Annotated in this window: 24 protein-coding genes; 18 read left to right on the forward strand and 6 right to left on the reverse strand. The window is 62.0% G+C overall.

The window, feature by feature from the left end:
* Positions 1-87, forward strand: an 87-nt coding sequence (locus MHY08_RS09795; protein WP_239236105.1) for an IS3 family transposase, incomplete at its 5' end; no start/stop codon positions are given.
* A gap of 75 nt (positions 88-162) precedes the next feature.
* On the opposite strand, the gene MHY08_RS09800 is transcribed toward MHY08_RS09795, so the two are convergent.
* Entirely contained in the window at positions 163-1,740 is a 1,578-nt protein-coding gene (locus tag MHY08_RS09800; protein ID WP_239236483.1) for an aldehyde dehydrogenase family protein, read from the reverse strand.
* A gap of 45 nt (positions 1,741-1,785) precedes the next feature.
* A complete protein-coding gene (gene betT, locus MHY08_RS09805; protein WP_239236485.1) occupies positions 1,786-4,035 on the reverse strand; it encodes a choline BCCT transporter BetT in 2,250 nt (749 codons plus the stop codon).
* Positions 4,036-4,368: 333 nt separating this feature from the next.
* On the opposite strand from betT, the gene betA reads away from it, so the two are divergent.
* The 14 genes from betA to MHY08_RS09870 all read left to right on the forward strand — a co-directional run bounded on the left by betA (position 4,369) and on the right by MHY08_RS09870 (position 14,436).
* A complete protein-coding gene (betA, locus tag MHY08_RS09810) occupies positions 4,369-6,144 on the forward strand; it encodes a choline dehydrogenase (RefSeq protein WP_239230915.1) in 1,776 nt (591 codons plus the stop codon).
* A gap of 181 nt (positions 6,145-6,325) precedes the next feature.
* On the forward strand, positions 6,326-6,454 hold the full coding sequence (locus tag MHY08_RS09815; RefSeq protein ID WP_239236487.1) for a chemotaxis protein: 129 nt from the start codon (positions 6,326-6,328) through the stop codon (positions 6,452-6,454).
* Between the two features lie 344 nt (positions 6,455-6,798).
* Entirely contained in the window at positions 6,799-6,927 is a 129-nt protein-coding gene (locus MHY08_RS11690; RefSeq protein ID WP_255710489.1) for a hypothetical protein, read from the forward strand.
* Positions 6,928-7,032: 105 nt separating this feature from the next.
* Positions 7,033-7,392 (forward strand): helix-turn-helix transcriptional regulator, encoded by a 360-nt coding sequence (locus tag MHY08_RS09820; RefSeq protein WP_023016478.1) that lies wholly within the window; start codon positions 7,033-7,035, stop codon positions 7,390-7,392.
* Positions 7,389-9,281, forward strand: a complete 1,893-nt coding sequence (locus MHY08_RS09825; protein ID WP_239236489.1) for a cation-translocating P-type ATPase — start codon at positions 7,389-7,391, stop codon at positions 9,279-9,281. The genes MHY08_RS09820 and MHY08_RS09825 overlap by 4 nt, the downstream gene beginning before the upstream one ends.
* 190 nt (positions 9,282-9,471) lie before the next feature.
* Positions 9,472-10,146, forward strand: a complete 675-nt coding sequence (locus MHY08_RS09830) for a LysE family translocator (RefSeq protein ID WP_239236491.1) — start codon at positions 9,472-9,474, stop codon at positions 10,144-10,146.
* 9 nt (positions 10,147-10,155) lie between these two features.
* On the forward strand, positions 10,156-10,485 hold the full coding sequence (locus MHY08_RS09835; RefSeq protein WP_005323228.1) for a YbjQ family protein: 330 nt from the start codon (positions 10,156-10,158) through the stop codon (positions 10,483-10,485).
* Entirely contained in the window at positions 10,478-11,413 is a 936-nt protein-coding gene (locus MHY08_RS09840) for a PHB depolymerase family esterase (protein WP_239236493.1), read from the forward strand. The genes MHY08_RS09835 and MHY08_RS09840 overlap by 8 nt, the downstream gene beginning before the upstream one ends.
* A 35-nt stretch (positions 11,414-11,448) precedes the next feature.
* Complete coding sequence (locus tag MHY08_RS09845; RefSeq protein ID WP_239236495.1) at positions 11,449-11,733, forward strand: RNA-binding S4 domain-containing protein; 285 nt, start codon at positions 11,449-11,451, stop codon at positions 11,731-11,733.
* On the forward strand, positions 11,734-12,561 hold the full coding sequence (locus MHY08_RS09850) for a VOC family protein (protein WP_239236497.1): 828 nt from the start codon (positions 11,734-11,736) through the stop codon (positions 12,559-12,561).
* Between the two features lie 5 nt (positions 12,562-12,566).
* Positions 12,567-12,878: an MGMT family protein gene (locus MHY08_RS09855; protein WP_239236499.1), complete on the forward strand. Its 312-nt coding sequence runs from the start codon at positions 12,567-12,569 to the stop codon at positions 12,876-12,878.
* Positions 12,875-13,234, forward strand: coding sequence for a multidrug efflux SMR transporter (locus MHY08_RS09860; RefSeq protein WP_239236501.1), 360 nt, complete (start codon positions 12,875-12,877; stop codon positions 13,232-13,234). Before MHY08_RS09855 ends, MHY08_RS09860 begins: the two co-directional genes overlap by 4 nt.
* On the forward strand, positions 13,231-13,548 hold the full coding sequence (locus MHY08_RS09865) for a multidrug efflux SMR transporter (protein WP_005323220.1): 318 nt from the start codon (positions 13,231-13,233) through the stop codon (positions 13,546-13,548). Before MHY08_RS09860 ends, MHY08_RS09865 begins: the two co-directional genes overlap by 4 nt.
* A gap of 27 nt (positions 13,549-13,575) precedes the next feature.
* Entirely contained in the window at positions 13,576-14,436 is an 861-nt protein-coding gene (locus MHY08_RS09870; RefSeq protein WP_239193973.1) for a hypothetical protein, read from the forward strand.
* Positions 14,437-14,536: 100 nt separating this feature from the next.
* On the opposite strand, the gene MHY08_RS09875 is transcribed toward MHY08_RS09870, so the two are convergent.
* Both MHY08_RS09875 and MHY08_RS09880 read right to left on the reverse strand, forming a co-directional pair.
* The gene (locus tag MHY08_RS09875) at positions 14,537-15,388 is read right to left on the reverse strand and encodes a PrsW family intramembrane metalloprotease (RefSeq protein ID WP_239236503.1); all 852 of its coding nucleotides are present in this window, start codon (positions 15,386-15,388) and stop codon (positions 14,537-14,539) included.
* On the reverse strand, positions 15,389-15,970 hold the full coding sequence (locus MHY08_RS09880; protein WP_239236505.1) for a hypothetical protein: 582 nt from the start codon (positions 15,968-15,970) through the stop codon (positions 15,389-15,391).
* Positions 15,971-16,012: 42 nt separating this feature from the next.
* On the opposite strand from MHY08_RS09880, the gene MHY08_RS09885 reads away from it, so the two are divergent.
* From MHY08_RS09885 to MHY08_RS09895, 3 genes are all read left to right on the forward strand, one after another.
* Positions 16,013-17,947: a M13 family metallopeptidase gene (locus tag MHY08_RS09885; protein WP_239236507.1), complete on the forward strand. Its 1,935-nt coding sequence runs from the start codon at positions 16,013-16,015 to the stop codon at positions 17,945-17,947.
* 39 nt (positions 17,948-17,986) lie between these two features.
* Positions 17,987-18,880, forward strand: coding sequence for an alpha/beta hydrolase (locus MHY08_RS09890; RefSeq protein ID WP_239236508.1), 894 nt, complete (start codon positions 17,987-17,989; stop codon positions 18,878-18,880).
* Positions 18,881-18,943: 63 nt separating this feature from the next.
* Complete coding sequence (locus MHY08_RS09895; RefSeq protein WP_239236509.1) at positions 18,944-20,320, forward strand: PepSY domain-containing protein; 1,377 nt, start codon at positions 18,944-18,946, stop codon at positions 20,318-20,320.
* Here the strand turns inward: MHY08_RS09895 and MHY08_RS09900 are convergent.
* Both MHY08_RS09900 and MHY08_RS09905 read right to left on the reverse strand, forming a co-directional pair.
* Complete coding sequence (locus MHY08_RS09900; RefSeq protein ID WP_239236510.1) at positions 20,259-23,726, reverse strand: arabinosyltransferase domain-containing protein; 3,468 nt, start codon at positions 23,724-23,726, stop codon at positions 20,259-20,261. The genes MHY08_RS09895 and MHY08_RS09900 overlap by 62 nt on opposite strands.
* Positions 23,727-23,800: 74 nt before the next feature.
* The gene (locus tag MHY08_RS09905; protein ID WP_239236511.1) at positions 23,801-25,777 is read right to left on the reverse strand and encodes a galactan 5-O-arabinofuranosyltransferase; all 1,977 of its coding nucleotides are present in this window, start codon (positions 25,775-25,777) and stop codon (positions 23,801-23,803) included.
* Between the last annotated feature and the right edge of the window lie 89 nt (positions 25,778-25,866).

Genomic DNA, 25,866 nt, shown 5'->3' on the forward strand with positions numbered 1-25,866 from the left:
TACAACACCGAACGCATCCAACAACGACTCAAGGGCCTGACCCCGATGCAATATCGAAATCAGACCCTTGCAGCCCTAACCGCCTAGAATTAAACCAGTCCAACTTTCGGGGGCCAGTTCACACGAAGAGCGCGGGGGCTGAATGCTATGTGGCCGGCTTAGTTACTGCAGGCCGAACTGATCCCAAGCGGCAGGGGAGAGGTTCTGGTACACGTGCTTGTGCTCCTGGTACTCGGCCAAGCCGGTGGGGCCAAGCTCGCGGCCATTGCCGGACTGCTTGAAGCCGCCCCACTCTGCCTGCGGCAGGTACGGGTGGAAGTCGTTGATCCAGATGGTGCCGTGGCGCAGGGCGCGGGCAACGCGCTCGGCGCGGCCGGCGTCGGAAGTATAGACGGCGCCAGCCAGGCCGTACTCGGTGTCGTTGGCGATGGCGATGGCCTCCTCCTCGGTGGTGAAGATCTCGATGGTCACGGTCGGGCCGAAGGCCTCGTCGTGGACGCAGTCCATCTCGCGGGTAGCTCCGTCAATGATGGTTGGCAGGTAGTACACACCAGCGCCTAGGTCGGTGGTGCCGGTGCCATGCTGGCCATTGGTGTCCTCGCTGGTAGCGGCGCGGCCACCGGTGAGGATCTTGGCGCCCTGCTCGCGAGCCTTGTCCACGTAGGCGGCGACCTTTTCGCGGTGCTCGGCGGAGATGAGCGGGCCGGTCTCGGCCTTCTCGTCGGTCGGGCCGCCGATCTTGATCTTATTGGCGCGCTCTACCAAGGCGTCGACGAACTTATCGTGCAGGGACTCTTCCACGACGATGCGGGAGCCTGCGGAGCAGACCTGTCCGGAGTGGAAGAAGGCGCCATTGAGGGCGTTGTCCACAGCGACGTCGAAGTCGGCATCGGCAAAGATGACGTTCGGGTTCTTGCCACCGAGTTCGAGCGCGGTGCGCTTGACGGTCTCGGCTGCATTCTTGGCGATGATCTTGCCGGTAACCAGGCCGCCGGTGAAGGAAACCATGTCCACGTCCGGGTGCTGGGACAGCGGGTTGCCGCAGTTAGCGCCAGCGCCGGTGATGAGGTTGCCCACGCCGTCCGGCAGGCCGCATTCCTTGAGGGCAGCCATGAGCAGCATCGCGGTGTGCGGGGTGAGCTCCGCCTGCTTGAGGACGAAGGTATTGCCGGCGGCCAGGGCCGGGCCCACCTTCCAGGAGACCTGCAGCAGCGGGTAGTTCCACGGGGTAATCAGTCCGCAGACGCCGACAGGCTCGGCGTCGATGCGCGAGCGCAGGTTGGGATCCTGCGGGTCGACTACGCGGCCGGCCTGGTGCTGGGCCAGGGTGCCGAAGAACTCGAAGGCGTTGGCGATGTCATCCATATCGCCCAGGGATTCCTCGTAGCGCTTGCCGGTATCGGCGGACTCGGCCTGAGCGAAAAGCTCCTTGTGCTCGCGGATGAAATCGGCCACGCGGATGACCAGCTTGCCGCGCTCGGCGGCTGGGGTATTGGCCCACTCTCCGTTGTCGAAGGTTTCACGGGCAACCTTGATGGCGCGCTCGGTGTCCTCGTCCGAGGCCTCGGAGACCAGACCGACGGTGGAGCCATCGGCCGGGCAGGTGATGGTGCGGGTCTCGCCGCTCTGGGCGGCTTCCCACTTACCGTTGATGAACAGGGACTTCGGCGCGCCGTCGGCATGCACGCCCTTTAGCAGCTCGGTCTGGGTGGGGTCGAACAAAGTGTTCTGGGTGCTCAAGTGAAAAGCAACCTTTCTCTCATAGAGGTAGTTGTACTGGCCAGCTTAGCTATCTTCGCGCCAGGTGCGCTCGGGCTCAGCGCCATCGGAGACATCGGAATCGCCCGGCTGGGTCTGCTGCATGTAGAGGAAGGCCAGGTGACGCTCGTAGAGATCCAGCACGTTATTGATGATCTGGTTCTCGGAATAGCCGTAGACGTCATAGCCCAGCGAACCGGTCATATCGTAGACCTCGAGGCGGTAGTACTCATCGCCCTCACCCGTGCTGAAGTCGGGGCGCTCGGCCGCGACTGGGAAGAGCTGGTAGCGGAACATGCGCTCATTGTGCAGTTTAACTTCGAGGTCGAGCTGGGGAAGTTCGACGTCGGGAAGCTCGCTGGTGAGCAGAAGCGCATCGTAGCCGCGGTTGCGCATGTGCGTTGCCACCTGTTCGAGGGCGTAGGTAGCGGTTTCGCGCAGGTAGGTATCCATCTCCTGCTTGGAGGGGAAGGTATTGGCGCGGTCGAGGCGGTTCTTCCACAGGTTGGAATCCGAAGGCTCGCGCTCGGTACGGCTGGAAATCATGCCGTGCATAGCGGTGGTGCGGGCCTCGCGCTGGACGTTTTCCAGGCGCAGGGACTTCCACAGGGAGAACATGATGAGGTAGACCACGAACGCGAAGGGCAGGCCCATCACGACGGTCGCGGACTGCACGGTGGCGATACCGTCGATCTGCAGCAGTGCCAGGGTCAGCGCGCCCACGGTGATGGACCAGAAGATGCGCAGCCAGCGCGCGCCATCCTGGCGGTTATCGGTGATGCGGGAGGTGAAGTTGGACATCACCAGCGCGCCGGAGTCGGCCGAGGTGATGTAGAGCAGCAGGCCGATGAAGGTGGTCAAGAAGATGACGATGCCGGAGCCTGGGAACTCGTGCAGCATGTCGTAGAAGCCCTGTTCCGGAACGTTAATCGCGTTTTCGGCGAACTCGGGGTAGTCACCGGAGCGAACCATGTCCAAGGCGGTGTTACCGAAGAAGGACATCCACATCAGGATGAACAGGAACGGGAAGGTCAAGGTGCCGAAGATGAACTGGCGCAGGGTGCGGCCGCGGGAGATGCGGGCCAGGAAGAGGCCGACGAAGGTAGCCCAGGCAATCCACCAGGCCCAGAAGAAGAGGGTCCAGGACTGCATCCAGGTATCCACGGTGGCCTGGTCATCAGCAAACGCGAAGGTCTCCATGGTCCAGGACGGGAACTTTGCAACGTAGTCACCGATATTGGTCACGATGGCATCGAAGAGGTAGGCGGTCTTGCCAAAGACCACGACGTAGACCATCAGCGCGATGGCCAGGTAGACGTTGAGCTCGGAGAGGAAGCGAATGCCCTTATCGACGCCAGATACGGCCGACAGCGTGGCAATGGCCACCGCAATGATGATGAGGGCGGACTGCAGGCCCAGGCCCTGTTCGATGCCGAAGATGAGGTGGAAGCCGTAGGACAGCTGCACCACGCCGATGCCCAGGGAGGCGGTCACACCGAAGACGGTGCCCAGCATGGCGGCGATGTCTACCGCCGAGCCGATGGGGCCGTGGACGCGCTTGCCGATGAGCGGGTAGAGCGCGGAGCGAATAGCCAGCGGCATATTGAGGCGGTAGGCAAAGTAACCGAAGGCCATGCCCATGAGGGCGTAAAGGGCCCAGCCGGTGAGGCCATAGTGGAACATGGCGTAGACCACGGCTTCCTTGGCGGCCTCCATGGTCTCGCCGTCACCCACCGGTGGCTGCATGTACATGGTCACCGGCTCGGCCACGGCGAAGAACATGAGGTCCACGCCGATGCCGGCGGCAAAGAGCATGGACGCCCAAGAGAAGGTATTGAATTTCGGCCGCGAGTGGTCCGGGCCTAGGCGGATATTGCCGGCATTGGAGAAGGCAATATAGAGCACGAAGACCACGGCGATGGTGGCGGTAAGGACATAGAACCAGCCGAGGTTGTGACCGATCCAGCCGGTGACGCTAGCCAGGGTCTCCGCCGCGGAATCGCGGCCGAGCCCGGCGTAAAGCGCCATGGCGATAATGAGGACGCCGGAGATGATAAATACCGGCCAGTTGGTCTTGGGGGCGGGGACTTGGTCTGCGCCTACATCGTCGCCGGTTTCGGCCTTATAGCTGCCGACGAGGGCGCGGACCTGGTAGCGCGGGCTGCGCTTTTTGGTCTCCCCGGACGGGGTTGCGAGAGAGGCGTTTTTACCCCCTTGTTGGGGGTCTTTATTTGAAGTGTGAGACTCCTCAGGATCGTGAGGGTCAAAGTTAGCCATCTACTTCTCCTATTGTTGGTTGGTTTGGGCCGAATCTTTCGCACGAGTGCCCCAAAAGTCTCACAAGATCGCAGGGAGAGATAGGTGAGTGAAATGAATCATATTAGGGCGAACTATGCGCAAAGACTTCGGATTTCATCTCCAGAGACATCCATCCGGACAAGGTAAATATACATTAAGATGGGCAAACTTCTAGAGGGGTGTGTACTCTTGGAGATAGTGCCCGCACATAAGGCGATGTGAATAAATACAGACTTTTGTATAAATTACAACATTTTCACTTCCAGTGGGCAATCTTGACGTGTGAAATATTTCACAGAAAGAAGGGGATTTATGGGTTTTATGGACAAGCTGACCAAGAAGCGCTCCGCTAAGAAGGTCACCGATGAAGTAAGCGACGTAGTCGTCGTTGGCGGTGGCTCCGCAGGCTCCGTCATCGCCGCACGCCTGACCGAAGACAAGAACACCCGCGTGCTGGTCCTCGAGGCCGGCCGCCCAGATTCCCTGTGGGATCTGTTCATTCACATGCCATCCGGCTTCTCTTTCCCAATTGGCGCAAAGAACTACGACTGGATGTACGAATCCGATCCAGAGCCGGAGATGAACGGCCGCCGCGTCTACCACGCCCGCGGCAAGGTCCTCGGCGGATCTTCCTCCATCAACGGCATGATCTACCAGCGCGGTAACCCGATGGACTACGAGAAGTGGGGCCAGAACCCAGGCATGGAAAACTGGGACTTCGCCCACTGCCTGCCGTACTTCAACCGCATGGAGACCGCCGCTGCGGCCGAGCCGAACGATCCGCGCCGTGGCCACGATGGCCCGCTGTACCTCTCCCGCGGCCCGGCTACCTCCGAGCTCTTCCAGGCCCTGTTCAAGTCCGTACAGGAGGCCGGCTACAACCTGACCAATGACGTCAACGGTTACCGCCAGGAGGGCTTCGCTCCGTTCGACCGCAACATTAAGAACGGCAAGCGTTGGTCCGCTGCCCGCGCTTACCTGTACCCCAACATGGATCGCGAGAACCTCGAGATCCGCACCCGCGCGTTCACCACCAAGATCCTCTTCGAAGGCCAGAAGGCCGTCGGCGTCGAGTACGAGTGGCAGGGTGGCGTTCACCGCGTTTACGCCGAGAAGATCGTCCTGTCCGCCGGCGCCATCAATACCCCGCAGCTGCTGGAAATCTCCGGCATTGGTGACCGTGAGATTCTGGAGAAGCACGGAATTGACGTCGTCAAGCACCTGCCGGGTGTGGGCGAGAACCTGCAGGACCACCTCGAGGTCTACATCCAGTATGAGACCACCAAGTCCACCGCTTCCTCCCAGCCTTACCTGGATAAGTGGCGCTGGCCGTTCATGGGCCTGCAGTGGCTGCTGACCCACAAGGGCCCGGTTGCTACCTCCCACTTCGAGGGCGGCGGCTTCGTGCGCTCCAATGAGAACGAGGATTACCCGAACCTCATGTTCCACTTCCTGCCGATGGCCGTGCGTTACGACGGCCAGAAGGCGGACGTCAAGCACGGCTTCCAGTGGCACGTTGGCCCGATGTTCTCCGATACCAAGGGCCACGTTCACATCAAGAGCGCCGATATCCACGATAAGCCTTCCATCCTCTTCAACTACCTGAAGACCGACCAGGACCGCCGCGAGTGGGTAGAGGCCGTACGCGTTGCCCGCTCCCTGTTGGATACCAAGGCCATGGAAGAAGTCGGCGCCCGCGAGTTCAGCCCGGGCGTCGATGTTCAGACCGACGAGGAAATCCTGGAGTGGGTCCGCAACGATGGCGAGACCGCGCTGCACCCATCCTGCACCGCCAAGATGGGCGCGGAGTCCGATCCAATGGCCGTGGTTAACCCGGACACCATGGGCGTGTGGGGCGTCGAAGGCCTCTACATTGCGGATGCCTCCGTCTTCCCGTCCGTGACCAACGGCAATATCTACGCCCCAACCATGATGGTGGGCGAGAAGGCCGCTGACCTCATCGCCGGCCGCACCCCGCTCGAGCCAAACCACGCCGAGTGGTACAAGGCTAAGCAGGATATGCCGCTCTACGCTGAGGGCGAAGCAGTCCGCGATCACAAGCACTCCATCCAGGGCGCTGACCACTAAGTAGCCTCCCGCCGGATTGCTCTAGCGCCGCGTTTCCCATCCTTGGGGGCGCGGCGCTTTTGCTTGCCGACGTCCCCCTTTCCCACCGCGCACCCCTATCCGCTGGGCCAGAACCATGGTTTAATCGTCGGGCAAGGAATCAGATCCGATGGAGGGAACTGCCAGAGAAAGGGGGACATTGATGCTCAGCATTATCGCTTTAGTCATTAGTATCGTTTTCGCCGTTGCCGTTATTAAAAAGCTCGATGACATCGATACGCACCTGAAGGAGCTGCTCGCCTCGCGCGAAGATGGCGAAACAGCGCGTTAATCGTGCGGGTGGCTAAGGAGACGGTGAACAAATTTCGAATTAACCAACTGCAAAAGGCCCATACCGACCGTGAAATGGAATTTTCCTGCGATGTAGCTTGAAGGGCTATGGCTTCGTAGACCAAAGTGGTTTCCAAGCAGTAGTTCCAGTACTTCGTACGCGGGGTAGCCAACACCGCCGACTTCAAGGAAGTATCATTCCCGGATACCAGCGAAAAGAGATAGTCATTTGGCTATTAGAAAGCTTCGCTACGTGTGGTTTGACCCGTACGCAATGTCCGTGAGTGTCTAGCTCTTGATGGAGAACCTGGTGTCAGTGTCGCTGGCCGCACCTACGCCGCCGTCATGTCCGCCGACACCCTGTTCATCACCATCCCCACAGGGGTGGGTGTGGACATCCACGTGAAGATTCTGGAGAATTTCGCCGCCCACGTCGCCCCTCGTTGGGTTGGCAGGCAAACCGTGAAGGACTAGTCATCGGCTATCCCATCGACTAATTCTTGCAGGTCGCAGGACTTTCGCGTGACTGTTAGTTCAGCCCATTTTAAATAGTTCATCGCACACTGTATAGTTCAGCACATGCTGACTATTGCTTCGCGCCTCGACGTCATGAACCGGCTCGGCCGGGCCATGGCTGATCCGACGCGCTCCCGAATCCTGATAACCCTACTAGACGGTCCGAGCTACCCGGCTGTGCTCTCGCAAAGCTTGGATCTGACCCGCTCGAACGTTTCGAACCACCTGTCTTGCCTGCGCGATTGTGGCATTGTCGTCGCTGAGCCGGAGGGCCGTAAGACCCGCTACGAAATCGCCGATCCGCACCTCGCGGCAGCGCTCGAAGCGCTAGTCAACGCGACACTGGCCGTCGACGAGAATGCCCCCTGCATCGACACTGAGTGCTCGGTGCCCGGCTGCGGCGAGAAAGGAGCGGACGTATGAGTTCAGCATGTGGATGCGAACACGAACCCGCCACGGAGATCGACGAGCTCGATCGGCCATGGTGGAAGGACCCTGAGCTACTGCTGCCGATCTTCTCCGGCGTAGCCCTCATAACAGGACTGGCGCTGGACTGGTCCGACTTGGAGACGCCCGCGACGGTACTGTATTGGGTTGGGCTGCTGTTGGGCGCTTACACGTTCGCGCCTGGAGCGATCCGGAACCTTGTCACGAAGCGCAAGCTCGGCATTGGCTTGCTAATGACGATCAGCGCGGTCGGTGCGGTGATCCTCGGATTCGTCGGAGAGGCCGCGGCGCTAGCGTTCCTGTATTCGATCGCCGAGGCACTGGAAGACAAGGCGATGGACCGGGCCCAAGGCGGACTGCGGGCGCTGTTGAAGCTGGTACCGCAGACCGCGACGGTGCTGCGCGACGGCACAGCGGCCGAGGTCGAAGCGAAGGACCTCGAGGTTGGCGAGCTAATGCTCGTGCGCCCCGGGGAGCGGATCGCCACGGACGGCATCATTCGGTCCGGGCGCTCCAGCCTTGACACCTCAGCGATCACCGGAGAATCCATTCCGGAGGAGGTTGCGCCCGGCGACGAAGTGCCTGCGGGAGCGATCAACTCCGCCGGGGTGCTGGAGGTCGAGACGACCGCAGCTGGAACGGACAACTCGCTGACCACACTCGTGGACCTAGTCGAGCAAGCGCAGGCGGAAAAGGGCGACCGCGCCCGGATCGCCGACCGGATTGCCCAACCCCTAGTGCCCGGGGTGATGATCCTGGCGGTGCTGGTCGGCGTTATCGGCTCACTGCTGAGCGACCCTGAGACGTGGATCACCCGTGCGCTGGTAGTCCTGGTCGCAGCGTCGCCGTGCGCGCTGGCAATCTCCGTGCCGCTGACGGTCGTGGCCGCGATCGGCGCGGCCAGCCAGTTCGGAGTGGTCATCAAGTCCGGCGCGGCGTTCGAGCGACTCGGCGGCATCCGTCACCTGGCAGTGGACAAAACCGGAACCCTTACCCGTAACCAGCCTGAGGTTACCGGAGTGGTCCCGGCAGACGGATTCGATCGGACGCAGGTGCTTTCCTTCGCGGCGGCAGTTGAGCAGCAATCGACGCACCCCCTCGCCGCGGCGATCGCGGCAGCAGGGCCCGAAGCGCCCACCGCCTCGGACATCAGCGAGGAAGCTGGGCATGGCATCGGCGGCACCGTCGAAGGCCGACGGGTGCTGGTGGGCAGCCCCCGATGGATCGACTCCGGGCCACTGAAAGCGGACGTTGAGCGCATGGAGTCCGAGGGTCAGACCTGCGTCCTGGTCACCGTCGATGACGCTCTCGCCGGGGCGATCGGGGTTCGCGACGAGTTGCGGCCCGAGGTGCCCGAAGCCGTGCAGGCCCTGCACGCCAACGACGTGGAAGTAAGCATGCTCACCGGCGACAACACTCGCACCGCCCGGGCGCTGGCTGGAATCGCCGGAATCAACGACGTGCGCGCCGAGCTGCGCCCTGAGGACAAGGCAAGCATCGTCGCCGAATTCTCCTCCAAGACGCCGACGGCGATGATCGGCGACGGCATCAACGACGCGCCGGCACTGGCGGGCGCGACGGTGGGCATAGCGATGGGAGCGACCGGCTCTGACGCCGCGATCGAGTCCGCTGACGTCGCCTTCACCGGCCACGACCTCCGGCTAATCCCGAAGGCGCTGCAGCACGCCCGCCGAGGAAGCAGGATCATCAACCAGAACATCGTGCTGTCTCTGGCCATCATCATCGTGTTGATGCCACTGGCGATCAGCGGCGTGCTGGGCCTGGCCGCCGTCGTGTTGGTTCACGAGGTCGCCGAAGTGATCGTGATCTTGAACGGCCTGCGGGCTGCGCAAACAAAACGCTGAGGCTGTGACCGGCAAGTCTCATAAGTGTTAAACCACACGCTGAGCGGACACACCTTGGGCCAGGCACGTCATTCTAAAAGATAGATTGAGAAGCTGCCTAAATCACATTAATTACCTGTTTCGCTGCAGGTGAGAGGGTTCTTATAGTGGCATGTGTTAATCCAATCGCATGCGAGTATGGAGGTGTTAGGTGGCTATTAGCGCCCTGGTGACCTTAATGGGCGTGTGGTTCGCGGCGATGGCCTCGCCGGGCCCAGACGTAGTGCAAATCATTCGCTTAGGTGCGCGTTCTACGCGCGCAGCCGTATGGGCGGCGCTTGGTAGTACCACCGGCCTTACCATTTGGACCGTGGCCTCCTTGGCGGGGCTATCCGCGCTGATTTCTGCGCACCCTGGCATCCTCGTAGCGCTGCAGATTCTTGGTGGCGCTTACCTGCTGTGGATGGCCTATACCGCCATTACCGGCGGCATCAAGGAGCGCCGTGCGCCCGCAACCGTCGTGGGCACCGAAACCCGCACCCCGCAGCCGCGCGGGTTTACGCCGGACGGCATTATCAAGGCGGCCACCGCCTATCGTATGGGTTTTATCTGCGATCTCTCGAACCCTAAGGTGGTCATCTTCTTCGGCGCCATCTTTGCCAATTTCATCGACCCCGGGATGGGCATTGGCGCCAACCTACTGGTGGGTGCCGTATTGATTCTGGAAAGCCTTGTGCTCTTTGTAGGCGTGGCTTTAAGTACTCGTGCGGTCTCGAAGTGGATGGCCAAGAACTCCGCCTGGGTGGATATTGTCAGCGGCGTGGTCTTTCTGCTGCTGGGTGTGGTCATCCTATTTGAAGGAATGCGTGGGCTTATAGCCATGTAATCTGGGGCCATGATTTTTACCACTACTAATACCGTTGATGGTTATGAGATTACGGACTATATCCGCATCATCGCCGGGGAAACCGTCATCGGTATTAATATGCTGAAGGATTTCGGGGCATCCCTCCGCAATATCACCGGTGGACGCTCCGCCGGGTATGAGAGCGAGGCCATCAAGGCGCGCGAGGCAGCACTCGATGAGCTGTGGCGACGCGGGCAGGAGCTCGGGGCCGATGGCGTGGTGGGCATCGCCTTTGATTATTCGCCCATGGGCACCTCGAACGACATGCTGATGGTCACCGCGACCGGCACTGCGGTGAAGCTGCGCGCCCGTGATTAAGGTAGGCAAGAAAGCACTGGCCCTATGCGCCGGGTTATGCGCGGCCGCTGGGCTCATGGCAGGGTGCGAGGAAGAACCGCCGCAGCCGGGCAGCGTGCCGAATGAATCGCAAGGCGCGGCCGATGGCTATATCACCACGCTGCCGGATCAAGGCACAACGGCCAATGGTCAGTACCAGATCATTAACCTGCAAAATCATCGCAGTTTTGTGGTGCACGTGCCGTTTAATGCGGATAAGCACCACCGCCTGCCCGTGGTCGTGGCGATGCACGGCTATGAGATGGATGCTGGCAATATGTTCAAAGGCACCGATCTCTCCCAGGGCGATGCCATCACGGTGTTCGTCCAAGGCGCGGGCAAGGCGTGGGCGCCGGCACCGTATGCGGTAACCAGCTTGGAGGATGACCTCAAATACGTCGATGACACGATTGATTTCGTTCGCCGCCACTATCCCGCCTCTGATACCACCTATGGCGTGGGCTTTTCCAATGGTGGTGGATTCGCCCGCGCGGTGACCTGCAAGCGGCCGGGACTATTTAATGCGGTGGCGACGGTCTCGGCGGCCAAGTATGACCGCGTGGAAAAGGACTGTGCCAGCGAGCCCACCGATTACCTCGATATTCACGGCACGGACGACGTGCTCATGAAATACGGTGGCGGGCACCAGCACGGCGCGCACTACCGCTCGGTGAAGCAATCGCTACGCGGAATCGCGAGGGAGAATGGGTGCAATCCGTTTCCAAAGCGGCGTCGGAAAGAAGCGGTGGAGCACTTCACCTGGCGGGTATGTGATGCGCGCACCGAGCAGTACACCATCCACGGTGGCACGCACACGTGGAACGGCGGGGCCACGGACCATTCCGGTTTGGTGAAAGCGGAGTGGACCACCGATACGGTCCTGGATTTCTTCCATATCGCCCACCCGTAGCGATAGCCGCGCGCGGGCTGGGTAAGCTGGGCGGCATGCTAGACATTCCTATCAATGGCGACGCCATCAAATTGGGCCAGTTCATCAAGCTGGCCAGCTTGGTGGCTACCGGCGGCGAGGCTAAAGAGCTCATCGCAGAAGGCGTAGTCACGGTCAATGGCGAGCCCGAAACGCGCCGGGGCGCCATGCTCCACCCAGGCGATGAGGTGTGCATCGAGGACGCCTGCGCGCGCGTGGGCGAGCCGGACGATGACGATGATTACTTTGATGAAGCCACGGCCGACGATGACTTTGATCCGGAAAAGTGGAGGAATATGTAGATGCCAGCATTCGAAGCTGAAGTGGGCATGCCCTACTGGATCGACCTGACCACCTCGGACCCGCGCAAGTCCGCGCACTTCTACGGGCAGGTGCTGGGCTGGGAAATCTCCGCCGAGTCCGGCGAAGAAAATCCCTATCAAATGGCGCGCCTGCAGGGTCTGCCCATCGCCGGGCTCATCCCGCAGCCGGAGGAGGCCCCCATGCCGGATACGTGGGTGACCTACTTCCTGTCCAAGGACATCGCGGGCGATTGCCAGCGCGCGCAGAACCTGGGCGGGCGCATCCTTGTGGAGCCGCAGCAGGTGCAGCTGGGGCACATGGCCCTGCTTGTCGACGCCGCCGGGGGCATGTTCGGCCTCATCCAACCCGCCGGCCCAGAGCACTTCGTGGCCGCCGGCGAGCCCGGCACCCCGGTCTGGCACGAGCTCACCGCTACCTCGGGCTTCCAGAACGCGATGGATTTTTATGGCGAGCTTTTCAACTGGGAAATCCGCGCCATGCAGTCCGAAGATGAGAACTTCATCTACGCCACCGCGGAAGAAGACGGTGCGCCGTTTGCCGGGCTGTGGAACGCCGAGGGGCAGTTCCCGCCGCAGGTCCCGAGCTTCTGGCAGACCTACCTGGGCGTGCGCGATATCGACGCCGCTGCGAAGAAGGCCGTGGAACTAGGCGGCGAGGTCATCCGCGAACCATGGGATTCACCCTTCGGTCGCATGTGCCTTTTGGCCGATTCCACCGGTGCCACCATCACCCTTACCGAGGTCGACGACGCCCCCGAAGAGGAGCCGACCGAATCGGATGACGTGCTGGGACTCGACCCGCAGTAATTGCGATGAGTGAGTCGCCACTGGTCAAGCGCGTATTGGCGGTCGTTGCCGTAATCCCACCCGGCAACGTCACCTCCTATGGCGAGGTGGCCAAGGTGGTCGGCTGCGGCGCGCGCAACGTCGGCACCGTGTTAAAGCGCTATGGCGGCGGTGCCGATACCGCCTGGTGGCGCGTCGTCCGCGCCGATGGCGCCTCCCACGATCCCGCCCGCGCCGCGGAGTTCTGGGATCGCGAGGCCATCGCGCACGCTGGCGGCCGCGTTAAAATGCACGAGCACGGAATCGACGCCCGCGAATTACAGGAGTTGATGGAGTGAGGGCCTGGGTCATTCTTTTTCTCGCGATTGCCAGCGAAGTCGTGGGCACTGTCGCGCTGAAATACGCCGTGGACCATTTCTGGATCTACGGCGTGGCCGCCCTCTGCTTCATCCTTGCCTTCGTGCTGCTGCACCGCGTGATGCAAGAAGGCGTCAACGTGGGCGTGGCCTACGGTCTCTGGGCATCCGGCGGGGTCATTTCCACTGCGCTGCTTTCCGCCGCGCTATTTGGCGAGCCGCTCGGCGCGGTAAAACTCGCCGGCATCGCGCTCATCATGGGCGGCGTATTCTGCGTGGAAATGGGCGCGAAACCAGACGAGGATCAAGACCATACTGTGGAGGTGGCGCCGCAATGATCTGGTTCCTCCTTTTCCTCGCCACCGCCATTGAGGTCACCGGCACGCTGTGCCTGCGCATGTCCGCGGTAACCGGCCGCCGCTTCTGGGTGGCGCTCGTTGCCCTGTGCTATGTCTCTGCCTACGGCTTCTTGGCGCTCGTACTCAAGGCCGGCATGGATCTGGGCGTGGCCTACGGCATTTGGGCTGCCACCGGTGTTGCTTTGACCGCCATCGCCTCCTACCTCCTGTTCAAGGAGCCATTTACCTGGCTGAAATCCCTCGGCGTGGTGCTCATTGTCGGGGGAGTCCTGCTCGTAGAAGCCGGTGCGTAATACCCACGGTGGCGCTAGGATATTTTCATGATGAAAAAGCTGGCGGTAGGCTCCTTGGTTACCGCACTCTCCCTCGTTACCATCCCCGCCGCCCAGGCTGTCACTCTCGACCCGCACGCTGTGCCCGCGCGCACCCAAATCACCGTCCGCCACGATTCTGGGGCCACGGTGTCCACCGCTAATTCCCATGAGTCTCGCCCCGCGCTGTCTTTGAGCAAGCTCTACTTGGGCTATTGGGTTCTAAAATACGGTGCACCGGCTGATAAAGCCCGCGTGGAGCATATGATTCGTGTGAGCGATGACAACGTGGCTACCGACTTGGACCGCCGCTACCCGCAGGCCATCCCCAGCATCATCCACGAGTTTGGCCTGCGCGAAACGCACTACACCGGCTACTGGGGGACAACGACCACCTCCACCGAGGATGTAGCGCGGTTTACCTCGCGTATCCAGCACGATCCCGTTGCCACACCCATCAGGACCGGCATGGCTACTGCCGCTCCTGTGGCTGCCGATGGCTACCGGCAAGACTTTGGCACCTCCCGGATTCCAGGGGTTATCGGTACCAAGTTTGGCTGGTCAGACAATCGCCGCATCCATGCCTCGGTATCCACCGCCCCTGGATTTACCGTAGCCGCCAATACCTATGGTGATGCGGCCACCCATACCGCTGACGTCACCCGCGCCGTACATAATGCCCCAGGCGCAATCCCCGGCGGTTCGAGCGAGGCCATTGGAGCTCGTATCGAGCACGATCTGCACCTGCAAGGCCCAGCGCGACAGGCTGTACGAGATGCCACCCGCACGGCAGCGAACTACGAGCGCCAGGCTTGCGCGAGCGCTAATCGAGCACTGGCGCAGGTAACGCCGATGCGCGTGTGCAACTAGGGCTTTTAGAGGCTCGAGAAAATGCAGAACAAGCACGTTTCGTCTCTCACGGAGCATGAAAAGGGCGAAACGTGCTTGTTGTGCAGAGTGGTCGGCGGCTCTAGCGGATGTAGGCGAGGGCGTCGTCGGCAGTGCTGTGGCTATAACTCTCATCGGCCTTGGCGAGCTTATTGCCGCGCAGCACCAGCCATATGCTCAGCGGGTAGAGGATAAGCGCTACCGTGACGGCCTGGATGATGGCGGCCACCTCGGAATCGTGCATGTAGTTCCAGCAAAAGTGCAGGAGGAAAGCGGCGGCGAGGCAGCCGAGAAAGACGCCGATACGCCACCACAGCGGTTTGGCGGCGGCATAGAGCGCCCAGCCGATGCCCCAGCCGGCCAGCGCGGTGAGCAAGACGTGTAGGCCAGGACCGGCGATAAGCCGCAGGCCCCACATTTCAAATAAGCCCTGGATATCGCTATCGGGATGCATGGTGGCACCCATGGCGCCGTAGAGGATGTTTTCGCAGGCCTCGAAGCCTAGGCCCACCACTGCGCCCACTATCCAGCCATGCCACGGGCGGTTGAGCTGGCGGAAGGACATGAGCACGAAGATGACGCCGGTGGCCTTGGAGATTTCCTCTGGGTAGGCGCCGCTCCAGGACATCATGGCATCGACCCAGCCGGTGCCAATGGCGAGCTGCATGACAGGACCGGAGCTGATAAGCGCTAGGGCTACGGCCACCCCGCCGCCCCAAAGGAAAGCCAGTAGGGCCCACAGGCGCGCCGGGCGGGCCCACATGGGGCTGCGCTGCAGCAAGAAGATGACCAGCGCCACGAGAACGGCGGCGATGAGCAGGCTGAGCAGGCCCATCAGGGGAGAGATCAAAAATGTGCTCAGCGTCTGGAAAAAGAACGCGATGAGGCCAATGCCGGACAGGATCCACAGCGTGGTGCGAAAGAGCTTAGACATCTAGAACATCAACTCCCCGGAGAAGTCAGCGAATTCTGCATCGGCCGCAGCGGGCAGATCCTCTTGGCCGAAGGCATGCCAGATGCGGGAGGTGGTGGCCCGGGCCTGATCGCCCTTGCCGGTCACGGTGACCACCCAATCCTTGTTTTCGTCCTCGCCGGTGCCGTCGAGGGAGAGGGCGGCGGTGGAGGAGGGGGCGTCGGCAAGCAGGAGCGCTCCATTCGTGCCGTCAAAGGTGGGGGCGTCGGCCGGCAGGGAAGCCATGGTTAGGGCGCGGACCATGCGGCGCAAGGTGGTGGCATCGTCCTTGGCATCCTCGGTAAGGGTGGCTTGCACACTGACATCACCGCAGGTCCAGCCGATGCTGGCGAGGGATTCATAATCGCGCTCGCAGTAGAGATCGGCAACGTCAATCTCCCAATCCTGGCTGGGCTCGGTCAGGGTGACCTGCTCGACGTCCGCGGAGGAATCCGCCAGCGCCGCCTGCACAATTGTGGGCAGAGCGAGAACCACCGCCACGAACGCAATAACGGCGAGGAAAAGGCGCCGCGGATGCGCTGGAGGAAAGCGATAAAATTCCATAGCCCACACCTTATCTTGCTGCTTTGACCTAGAGTGGCAAGCATGAAAGATCTTTATCAACTAGTCAATGGACCCTGGCTGGAAAGCCACGTCATTCCCGATGATCGCGGCGTGGATGGCACCTTCCACGCGCTGCGCGACGAAGCCGAAGAACTCGTCCATGAGATCGTGGACAAGGACACCGGCCGCCCGGGCAAGCTCTATGCCTCCTTTATGGATACCGAGGGAGTCAACGCGGCCGGCATGGCTCCATTGGACGCGGATCTGGACCGCCTGAGCGCGGCCGACCCGGAAGAACTGGCGCAGCGCCTGGGTGAGCTTGAGCGCACCGGCGTCGGCTCCCCGGTGACCTTCTGGGTGTCCAAGGACTCCGGTTCCGAGGATGCCATTGCTTATGTCATCCAATCCGGCTTGGGCCTGCCGGATGAGGCTTATTACCGCGAGGAAGCCCACGCGGAAACGCTGAGTGCTTATGAAAAGCACGTGGCCGAGATGCTGGAATTCCTCGACCCAGCCCGCCTCTTTGGCCTGGGCGCCGAGGTAGCCGCCCATCGCATCGTTGCCTTGGAAAAGGAGCTGGCCGCTGGCCATTGGGACGTGGTCTCCACCCGCGATGCGGTTAAGACCTATAACCCCTGCGAATTTAGCGAGCTGCCCACCATGACCCGCGCTCTGCTCTCCGGCGGCAACCTGCCAGAGCACCGCGTGGTCAATATGATGCCGTCCTACCTCGAGCACTTCGAGAGCCTCTTTACCACCGCGCGCATGGCCGATTGGCAGCTGTGGGCCACCTGGCACATCCTGCGCTCCCGTGCGGCCATGCTGCCGGAGGAGGTAGGCGCGAAGAACTTCGAGTTCTATGGCACCAAGCTTTCCGGCGCTACCCAGCAGCGCGACCGCTGGAAGCGCGCCGTGGGCTTGGCCGAGTCCCTCGTGGGCGAAGAGATTGGCCAGGTATTTGTGGATAAGCACTTCCCGGCCTCTTCCAAGCGCGAGATGGATGAGCTGGTGGACTACCTCATCGCCGCCTACCGTGAGCGCATTTCCCAGCTGGAGTGGATGACGCCGGCCACCCGCGAGCGCGCGCTGGAAAAGCTGTCCCAGTTCAAGGCCAAGATTGGCTTCCCGGATTCCTGGCGCGATTACTCCGGGCTCGAGGTCTCTGGCAAGGGTGCGGACCTGCTGGCCAATGCCCGCGCCGGTTCCGCCTTCTCCCATGACTTTGAGCTGGCCAAGATTGGCAAGCCGGCCGACCGCGATGAATGGGTAACCACCCCGCAGACGGTCAACGCCTTCTATAACCCGGTGGTCAATGACATCACCTTCCCGGCCGCCATCCTGCGCCCGCCGTTTTATAACCCGGATGCTGATGCCGCAGAAAACTTCGGCGCCATCGGTGCCGTCATCGGCCACGAGATTGGACATGGCTTTGATGACCAGGGCTCGCAATTTGATGGCCAGGGCAACCTTAACTCCTGGTGGTCCGAGGAGGACCGCGCGGCCTTTGACAAGCTCACCGCCAAGCTGGTGGAGCAATTCAATGGACAGGTACCGACGGTGCTCAAGGAGGCTGGCATCGACTCCACCGGTGTCAACGGCAGCTTCACCCTGGGCGAGAATATCGGTGACCTCGGTGGCCTGGGCATCGCCGTGGTGGCTTTCAAGAACTACTGCGCCGATAAGGGCATTGACCTGCAGGGAAAGGAGGAGAAGTTCGAGGTAGAAGGCGCCGAGCCAGAGCTGGCCGAGCACACCTACAACGGCCTACAACGCTTCTTCCTCGCCTGGGCCCGCGTGTGGCGCACCGCCATCCGTCCAGAGATGGCCACCCAGTACCTGGCCATTGACCCGCACTCGCCAGCGGAGTTCCGCTGCAACCTCATCGCTGCCAATATCGCGGAGTTCTACGAGGCCTTTGACGTGGCGGAGGATTCTGCCATGTACATTGCGCCAGAGGACCGCGTCACCATCTGGTAGCCCTTTTAGCCGCTAGGCGGTGCGCGTAGGCTCGGTGGCATGACTAACGCAGATGCTAACCAGGACCCGCACCGCCCGCTGGAGCCCGGCCAGGAATGGCACATCGGCGGCCAAGACCGCCAGATGGAGGAAAAGGAACAGCTTGAGCAGCTCGTTGCCTATATCGACGCCCACTATGACACCCCGGATTTTCGCCCGCCGTGGGCCGGGGGCGGCTCCCCTGAGGCGGACCAATACTGCGCGCTCTTGCCGGATCGCATTACCCATGCGGCAATGATGGTGCTTGGTACTGCGGTGGATCATGCGCTGCCAGGTACTGCGTACACGGAGGGCATCAGCGTAGAAGAGTCTGAGGTGGGTGCCATTTTCCGGCCCAGCACGCCCACCGCCCGGTGGGCGGTATCGCTGCATTCGGGCGGCTGGTGGCGCGGCGATGGCCAAGCGCTGGAGATGCAGTGGCGCCCCGAGGTAGCCGCCGCCGCGCAGCTATCCGGCACCACCATTATTGACGTGGATTATCCGCTCGCCCCCGAGCACACCGTGGCAGACATGGTCACTGCCGTGCAGCAGGCCATCGACTATGCCCGCGCGCAGGGTGCTTCCAGCGTTACTACCTGGGGTTATTCCTCCGGCGGGGCGCTAGCGGCGCTGGCGCCTGCCGACGCCCTCCTGCTCACCTTCCCCGACTTCGGCGCCCTGGCAAATCTGCCGGAGGACCTGCGCGCTGGATACGACATCCCAGCGGATCTATCTGAGCTAGGTCCGCACAGTTTCGTGCAGACCGCCACCGAGGATGAGATTGCCGCGCGCGTTTCCGTGCCAGGTGCGGCTGCACGCGATTATATTTCCACCCACCGCGTATCTACTCCGGCGGTGGCGCGGCAGCGCGTGCGGGATGCGGCGGCGTTCCTGGCAGGCGAGCTAGAAAAATAACAGGTTCCTGGCGGTTCCATACTAAAAGGGAACTAGTTTCAACAAGGGTGCGACTAGTTCCGCATGACTATATCCACCCATGGCGCGCTATCGCGCCTGCATAAATTCGCCGGCGTTATCATCGCGCCCTTCCTCATAGTCGCAGCGTTAAGCGGCTTTCTCTACGCCTTGGCACCCACCTTTGAACCGTGGATTTACCACGATGAGGTAACCGCTACCGCGCCAGGCAACCCACGCAGCCTAGACGAGCAGATTGCCGCCGCCCAGCGCGAGCACCCAGATGGGCGCGTGGTTCAGGTCGAGCCTTCCGAGGATCCGCAGGAAACCACCCGCGTGCTATTCGCAGACCCCAGCGCACCTAACGCCAGTTACACCCGCGCCGTCTTTGTGGATCCGGTGGATCTGCATATCACCGGCGAACTACAACAATATGGCGGATCCCGCGCGCTCCCCTTCCGTACGTGGGCCTCCAATGGCCATCGCACCCTGTGGCTGGGCGAGCCTGGCCGCCTCTATGCCGAACTTGCGGCCTCGTGGCTCGGTGCGCTGAGCATCCTTGGCATTTACCTGTGGCTTAAGCGTAAGCAGAAGAATAGAAAGCGGCTTTCCAAGCCGCTGACGTTGCATGCCCGCGCGGGCGCTTGGTTGCTGCCGGGCTTTCTCTTCCTGACCGCCACCGGCCTGACGTGGTCGCTGGTGGCGGGTACCGCGATTGGCAAGGTGCGCGAGGAATTGAATTGGAAGGAACCGTCTGTGGCAACCTCCGTTGCGGAAGCGGGCGCTAGCAACGAAGCGAGGGAGCATTCCGGCCACGCTGGTCACAAGGGCCATGCGGGTCATGCGGGACACGAGGGCGCTGCGAAACTTGCCGGGGCCCAAACCGCATTGTCGGCAGCACGCAGCCAAGGATTGACCGGGGTTCTGGAGATGACCCCACCGGAAAAGCCAGGCGATGCGTGGGGCGTGCGCGAGGCTCGTGCGGCCTTTAAGCTGCGCAGCGATGCCGTAGCAGTGACCCCGAATGGAGAGGTCATTGACCGCATTAATTCCGCCGACTGGCCGCTTGCCGCACAGCTAACCTCGTGGCTCATCCAGCTGCACATGGGGACGCTCTTCGGTATCTATAGCCAGATCGCCTTGGCGGCGCTGGCTTTGGGATTGCTCGTGGTGAGTGGCGCAGGCTTGTGGATGTGGTGGATAAAGCCGCGCCGCGGCCTGCCTGAGCTAAAAATTACCCCCGCCGTGCTGGCGGGGGTGGTGGCCTATTCGATCATCGCGCCGCTCTTTGGCGCCTCGCTAATGATCTTTTTCCTAGGCGATTGGTTCGTGCGGCGGTTGCGCGCCCCGCAGCGGGGCCGGGGCGCGGCCGCAGGTGAGACTATTCCTCGCCCTCGGGGCGAATCTTCATCTCGGAGTCTTGCCACAGACCGGAGCGGGTAATGTCCTCATAATCGATCTCGGCGGGGACTGGGGCATTGCCCTGTGAATCGGTACGCAGCTCGTACTTTTCAATGGCGCCCCAATCGCGGGCCCAGTCATTATTGAGGTAGCTCGGGATTTCGTAGGAGTAGTTGACCGCCTCCGCGGTGGACATGGCGCCACCGCCGGAGAAGGACTGGAAGTCCGTCAGCGAGGTCTGTGCCGAAGAATCCGGCAGGATGCGGTACTCCGGGATTTCCGTGACACCGGCAAAGTGGTCGAAGGTGCGCTGGCACGGGAACTGCAGGGCTACGGCCCAGTCCAGCAGCGCCGGGGTGTCCTTGGAGAACTGGTTATTGATGGTATCCAGCTCCGGCACGCGCGGCGGGGTAAAGGCCAGCCAATCATCCTCATCGGTGGAATCATCCGTGGCTACCAGGCGCACCACATTGGCGTCCTCCGGCAGCTTATCCAGCGGCAGGCGCAGGTTGCGCCACTTCGGCGTGGCGCCGACGGCGGAGAGTTCCTCCTCGCCGGTATTGGTGACCTTGCCGGAGTCATCGATGGTGCCGTACTCGAGGCTAAGCTCCATGCCTTCCTGCTCCACCCCGTTGACATCGTGGTGGTGGATATTGCCGGCTGCGGACACGGCGAGAACCGGGGTATTGTCCTTGGCCTCTGGCAGGTTGTACCACTTGGTGGTCACCTCAGAGGTAGAGTCTTGGTCTTCGTTATAGGAACCGAGCACCGGCACCTTGGTGTAATCCAGGTTGAACGGCAGGTGCATGGTGGAACCATTGACGCCCTGGGTGCCGCGCACGCCGCCCTCAGAGGTATTGGTGGTTTCCTTGGATTTCTTGTCCTTCTTTTCCTTCTTATCCTTCGACTCCTGGGAGTCGGCGGAATCGCTCGCGCCGCCGGATTCAGCATCCGCGCCGGAGGTAGCGGTCTCGGCGCTATCGGAGGAGGAATCGCTGGAGCCATCCGCGATGGCACCCACGGAGGCGGAGTTCTGGTTTTCCGGCTCGATGGATTCGGGGATGAAGTTCGGATCGAAACCAGTGTGGGTTTCGTCCTCATCCACCAGGGAATCGCCCAAGTCGCCGTCCACCGGGGTCAGGAAGGAGTCATTGGTATTGGTCTCCACCACGGTCTGATCCGCCAGCGCGCAGGTATTGCCGCGCAGGGAAGCCAGGTTGCCCTTGCCCACGGAGTAGGAATCCGCCTGGGAGACGGTGGCCTTGGCAAAGGAAGCACAAGAAAGCGCTACCACGATGGCGCAGGCCAGGGCGATGGGCGCGGACATGATGCCGGCCGAACGCGAGACCTTGGCGGCGGCATTCTGTTCAAACTCTGCGAGCGCGCCCGCCTCTTCCGCCTGGGACTTGCGGTAGCTATGGCGCAGGGACTGCACCACGCCAATGGCGAAGATGATGAGGGCGATGGCGAGCAGCACCTTATTGGCCTCGATGGCCTTGAGCTGCACCGTGCGATCCCACCACGGAATGCCAAAGGAGGATACGTACCACCACGCGTTCCAGCCGGCGAAGGAGATGGCGAGCAAGAAGACCACCGCGGCGATGGCGAAGGTGCGAGCACGCGGCGAACGCAGCGCAAACTGGGAGAGCACCACGGCGCCGAGCGCAGCGATGACACCGGCCACGCCGGCGTAGATGCCAAAGTGGTGGGTCCACTTGGTGGGGGTGAACATGAGGAAGAACATGGACAACGCCACGATGATGAGCAGGCGCTGGGTCGGGCCGACGGCAGCTCCGACGACGCGACGGTTCTTGATAAAGGCCGCCACGATGAGCACCAGGCAGAAGAGCATGGTGAAGACCGCGAAGCGGCGGGTCAGCGAGCCATCCACGGATTCCTGGAAGAGGGTGGAGTAGCGCGCGTACTCGGCGTACCACGGCAGGGAGGGGCCGACCTCGGAGCGCACGCGGGTGGACTCCAGCACGGTAGATAGCGTCTGGTCGCCAAAGGCGGCGACCATGATGGCGGTGCCAGCGCTCAGGAACGGCGCAATGAGCGAAAGCCAGCCGAGGGCGCCACCGCCCATGGACGGCACGCGCTCGGCCATGGCACGGAAGAGGTGCGGCAGGCTGACGAGGAATACGCCCACGGCGAAAAGGCCGGTGGGGCCGGCGGCCAGTGTGATGGTTGCGGCGATGGTGCCCACGGCCGCCGGAAGCAAACGGCGGGTGGCAATGGCGCGCTCGAAGGAAGCCCAGGTAAACATCACACCGAGCGCCACGATGGGCTCTGGGCGAGTGCCGTTGTTATACGGCAGCCAGAAGGCTAGGAACATCAGCGCTGCGGTCCAGTGGGCGACCCGGCGGCCGTCGACAAGCTGGCCAAAGCGCGGCAGCATCTCGCGGGAGAGGATAAACCAGATGATGAGCCCGGAAATCAGGCCCGGCAGGCGCACGAAGACCGAAGCGGTAGAAATCTGGGAGAGTACGGCAACCAGGTCATAGTAAGGGGAGCCGAAGGGCGCCTCCGGCACGCCGTACCAGCGGTAGTAATTGGCCATGTAGGTCGCGTGATCGAAGACGCGGCTCATGGAGAAGATGAAGCCATCATCGGAGGTATTGGCGCCGAGGATGTACCAGAATCCCAAAATGGCAGCGACCACCCCATCGAGCGGGCGCACCTTCTTCCACGTCTTGGGCATGAAGCCGAAGCGGCGGCCATCGAGGCGGTCGATGCGCCACAGGCAGAACAGGGACACGATCACCATGGCGATGCCCAGCCACATGGCAATGGTCTTGATCAACGTCGGGGACGAGGTAAAGCGGGAGTTGATATCGACGTGGACATTGAGGCCGTCGTCAAGCAGGGCTTGCACGTCAGCCTTATCGTCGATTTCGGTATAGACGCCGGTGACCTGCGGGCGCAGATCCTCCTCGGTGGTCTTTTCATGCTCGCCCACGCTCACGGAGGTGCCATCGCCCGTAGCGGAAATATCAATCTTGGCGTCCTTGGGGAGCTTGGCTACCTCTTTGGCGTTGAGGGTAAGCAGCACCTCATCCAAGGAGACAACAGAGAGGCCCTCGTCATTCGCGCGGACGAAAAGGCCGCGGTTGGAGGCCTTCTTGGATTCCGGCGGGACGGTGCCGTAGACCATGGACTGGCCCTCGCGCAGTTCATCGACTGCGGAGATGGGGATGGTGGCCTTCAGGTCCTCCGGGGCGACGGAAATGAGCGGCGCGTTGATGGACTGCACGGAATCATGCTGCGGCCAATCATAAGAGGACTGGGTTTGGGTCACCGGCAGTAGCGGGGTCGCTACAAAACACAGGAAACCAATCAGCCCGGCAATGATTGCGGTCCACCGCAGGCCCGCGGGGGCGGCGGTGAAGCGGGAGCCGGCAGCGGCAGGTCGCGCTTGGGTGGTATTCGTAGTGAGGCTATCTGACACGGCGATTAGTTTACGTCAGATAACCCCCTCGGCCCGCGGGCACACCCTGCCGCGGGCGGGAAGTGTGGGTGAACTTACTTGGTGCGAACGGCTGTTACAAAGGGGCCGGTTTGCTGCAACTTCCAGCCCTCATCAAAAACGTCGGCATTGAAGAAGACCGCGCGGTAGCGAATATTCGGCTGGTTAGGATAGATATCTTCTGCCAAGTGGAGCTTGAAGCCATCGTCCTTGTTTTCCAAGTCGCCGCGGAACATCATCACATCCGGGCTGCGCCAGGGAGCAGAATCCAAGGCCTTGCGGAACTCCTCCGGCTGCATATCCCAGGAATCATTGGCCCAAGTTTCAATCTGCTCGTTGCGGGTGCTGAACTCGCCCAAAGGATTGGCGTAGTGGCTGGTAAAGGCGTTAAAGCCCCAGTAGGGGTAATAAGACATGAAGGTCTTCTCATCCGTGAGCACTACCGTCTCATCCGGCGTATAGCCCTGGTCCTGAATGAAGTTGTGGATATCTAGGTAGTAGTGGGCGGAATCGCTGGTGAAGCGGTCCGCGCGTTCGCCGTAGCCATCGGTATCGCTATAGGCGTGATCGATGGCGTCCTCGTTAGCCTCTGGGATCTGCTGCGCATAGAAGACGCCGGCCAGGGCCAAGATGATGCCAAAGACCGCGGTGATCTGCTTATTGGTGGTGTGGGAGAAACGCGCCGGGTAGAGGCGGTGCACGCCGAGTAGACGAATCTCTGCCAAGGCCAGGATGCCGGCGGTGGCAAAGAGGAGCACCACGATGACCTCGAGGCGGAAGCTGAGCAGCGTGGTGCCGGCCAGGGTTGCCACCATAGACACCACGGTCCACAGGTAGGTGCCAAGGAGGGAGATGCCCAGCGCGCGTACCTCCACGTCATTGAGGCGGATAACGATGTAAATAAGCCCCATGAGGCAGAGGAAGCCCACAATGCTGAAGGACAAGAAGGGCACTGGAATCTGCGTGCCTTCCTCCGGCAGGTAGTGCTGCGCGGTGGTCTGCAGCGGCACCGGTGAGTGCATGACCGACCATAGGTAGGGCCCCCAGGCGATAAGCGCGATGGCAATGGAGCCTACCGCCATGATTACCAGGCGCAGGATGGGGCGCCACGTATGCTCATAGAGTGCGGTAAACAGCGCGATGAGGGTGACTACGGTAAGTGCGGCCGCACCGGTGAAAAGGGTATAGAACGTAGCGGAAATGCCCAGGTAGAGCGTCACTCCCAGGGTAGCCAGCCCGGAGCCGCGGAAGGCGCGGGCGCTAAGTACCGCAATGGCGGGCAGCCCCATGGCAATGACCGCGGAATAGGGCTCCTCGGCCGCGATGGTGAGCGTAATCGCGGTGGTCACCAGGGCGATGGCGGTGGCGACCGGCAGGGAACTGGTCAGGCGCTGCCAGATGGGCACCAAGATACAGCCGGCCACGGCAATGGAGATGAGCGCCCAGGGCTGGTAGACCTCCCAGCCCGGAATTCCCATGAGCGCACCCAAGCGGCCGCCCAACCAGAACCAGCCAATCGGATAGAAGGACGGCATGTCCTGGTAGTTCATGTCCGCATAGCCCATCTCATCCACCGAACGGGTGAGGAACTGGGTGCGGAAGGCCTGGTCCACCTGCACGCCATCGAGCCACAAGCGGGAGGCGGACAGCGGCAGGCCCACAGCGGCCAGGGTCAACAGGGCTGGGGAGAGGTAGGTGACCGCGTAGGTCAGCCAGGCCCGCCAGCGCGGCCGGGCAAAGGACTCTTTGTAGTGGTCATAGAGCCACCACACGCACAGCCCGCCGGCCAGCGCCAGCGTGAGCACCACCCCCACCGTGGTCAGCGCGCGGGTGACCATGGAGGTATTAAAAGACGGCAGCGAGACCGTCTTGAAGGCAAACCAGCCCAGCAGAGTTACCACGCCACCGGCCAGGGCGGCCAGCGCAATGCCCAGCAGGGTTGCGCGAGGAGTCAGCGCATCGGCGCGATAGGCCTCGGTGCGGTTTTCCTCGCTCACGGGCGTTGACTGGGCGGGTACAGCGGTGCTTGTCATGCCCATTAGTTTCGCATACCCAAGCCCCACAGCCCAGATTTGGCGCGGGCAGGTGAGCACTTGCTTGCCGACGTCCCCCTGATACACCA

This window comes from Corynebacterium sp. ACRPJ, assembly GCF_022347345.1.
Taxonomy (GTDB): Bacteria; Actinomycetota; Actinomycetes; order Mycobacteriales; family Mycobacteriaceae; genus Corynebacterium; species Corynebacterium tuberculostearicum_D.

Coding starts and splice junctions, on each gene's coding strand:
- betT (WP_239236485.1), bottom strand. CDS start 4,035: ATGGCTAACTTTGACCCTCACGATCCTGAGGAGTCTCACACTTCAAAT.
- betA (WP_239230915.1), top strand. CDS start 4,369: ATGGGTTTTATGGACAAGCTGACCAAGAAGCGCTCCGCTAAGAAGGTC.
- MHY08_RS09815 (WP_239236487.1), top strand. CDS start 6,326: ATGCTCAGCATTATCGCTTTAGTCATTAGTATCGTTTTCGCCGTTGCC.
- MHY08_RS11690 (WP_255710489.1), top strand. CDS start 6,799: ATGTCCGCCGACACCCTGTTCATCACCATCCCCACAGGGGTGGGTGTG.
- MHY08_RS09820 (WP_023016478.1), top strand. CDS start 7,033: ATGCTGACTATTGCTTCGCGCCTCGACGTCATGAACCGGCTCGGCCGG.
- MHY08_RS09825 (WP_239236489.1), top strand. CDS start 7,389: ATGAGTTCAGCATGTGGATGCGAACACGAACCCGCCACGGAGATCGAC.
- MHY08_RS09835 (WP_005323228.1), top strand. CDS start 10,156: ATGATTTTTACCACTACTAATACCGTTGATGGTTATGAGATTACGGAC.
- MHY08_RS09845 (WP_239236495.1), top strand. CDS start 11,449: ATGCTAGACATTCCTATCAATGGCGACGCCATCAAATTGGGCCAGTTC.
- MHY08_RS09850 (WP_239236497.1), top strand. CDS start 11,734: ATGCCAGCATTCGAAGCTGAAGTGGGCATGCCCTACTGGATCGACCTG.
- MHY08_RS09855 (WP_239236499.1), top strand. CDS start 12,567: ATGAGTGAGTCGCCACTGGTCAAGCGCGTATTGGCGGTCGTTGCCGTA.
- MHY08_RS09865 (WP_005323220.1), top strand. CDS start 13,231: ATGATCTGGTTCCTCCTTTTCCTCGCCACCGCCATTGAGGTCACCGGC.
- MHY08_RS09870 (WP_239193973.1), top strand. CDS start 13,576: ATGATGAAAAAGCTGGCGGTAGGCTCCTTGGTTACCGCACTCTCCCTC.
- MHY08_RS09875 (WP_239236503.1), bottom strand. CDS start 15,388: ATGTCTAAGCTCTTTCGCACCACGCTGTGGATCCTGTCCGGCATTGGC.
- MHY08_RS09880 (WP_239236505.1), bottom strand. CDS start 15,970: ATGGAATTTTATCGCTTTCCTCCAGCGCATCCGCGGCGCCTTTTCCTC.
- MHY08_RS09885 (WP_239236507.1), top strand. CDS start 16,013: ATGAAAGATCTTTATCAACTAGTCAATGGACCCTGGCTGGAAAGCCAC.
- MHY08_RS09890 (WP_239236508.1), top strand. CDS start 17,987: ATGACTAACGCAGATGCTAACCAGGACCCGCACCGCCCGCTGGAGCCC.
- MHY08_RS09895 (WP_239236509.1), top strand. CDS start 18,944: ATGACTATATCCACCCATGGCGCGCTATCGCGCCTGCATAAATTCGCC.
- MHY08_RS09905 (WP_239236511.1), bottom strand. CDS start 25,777: ATGACAAGCACCGCTGTACCCGCCCAGTCAACGCCCGTGAGCGAGGAA.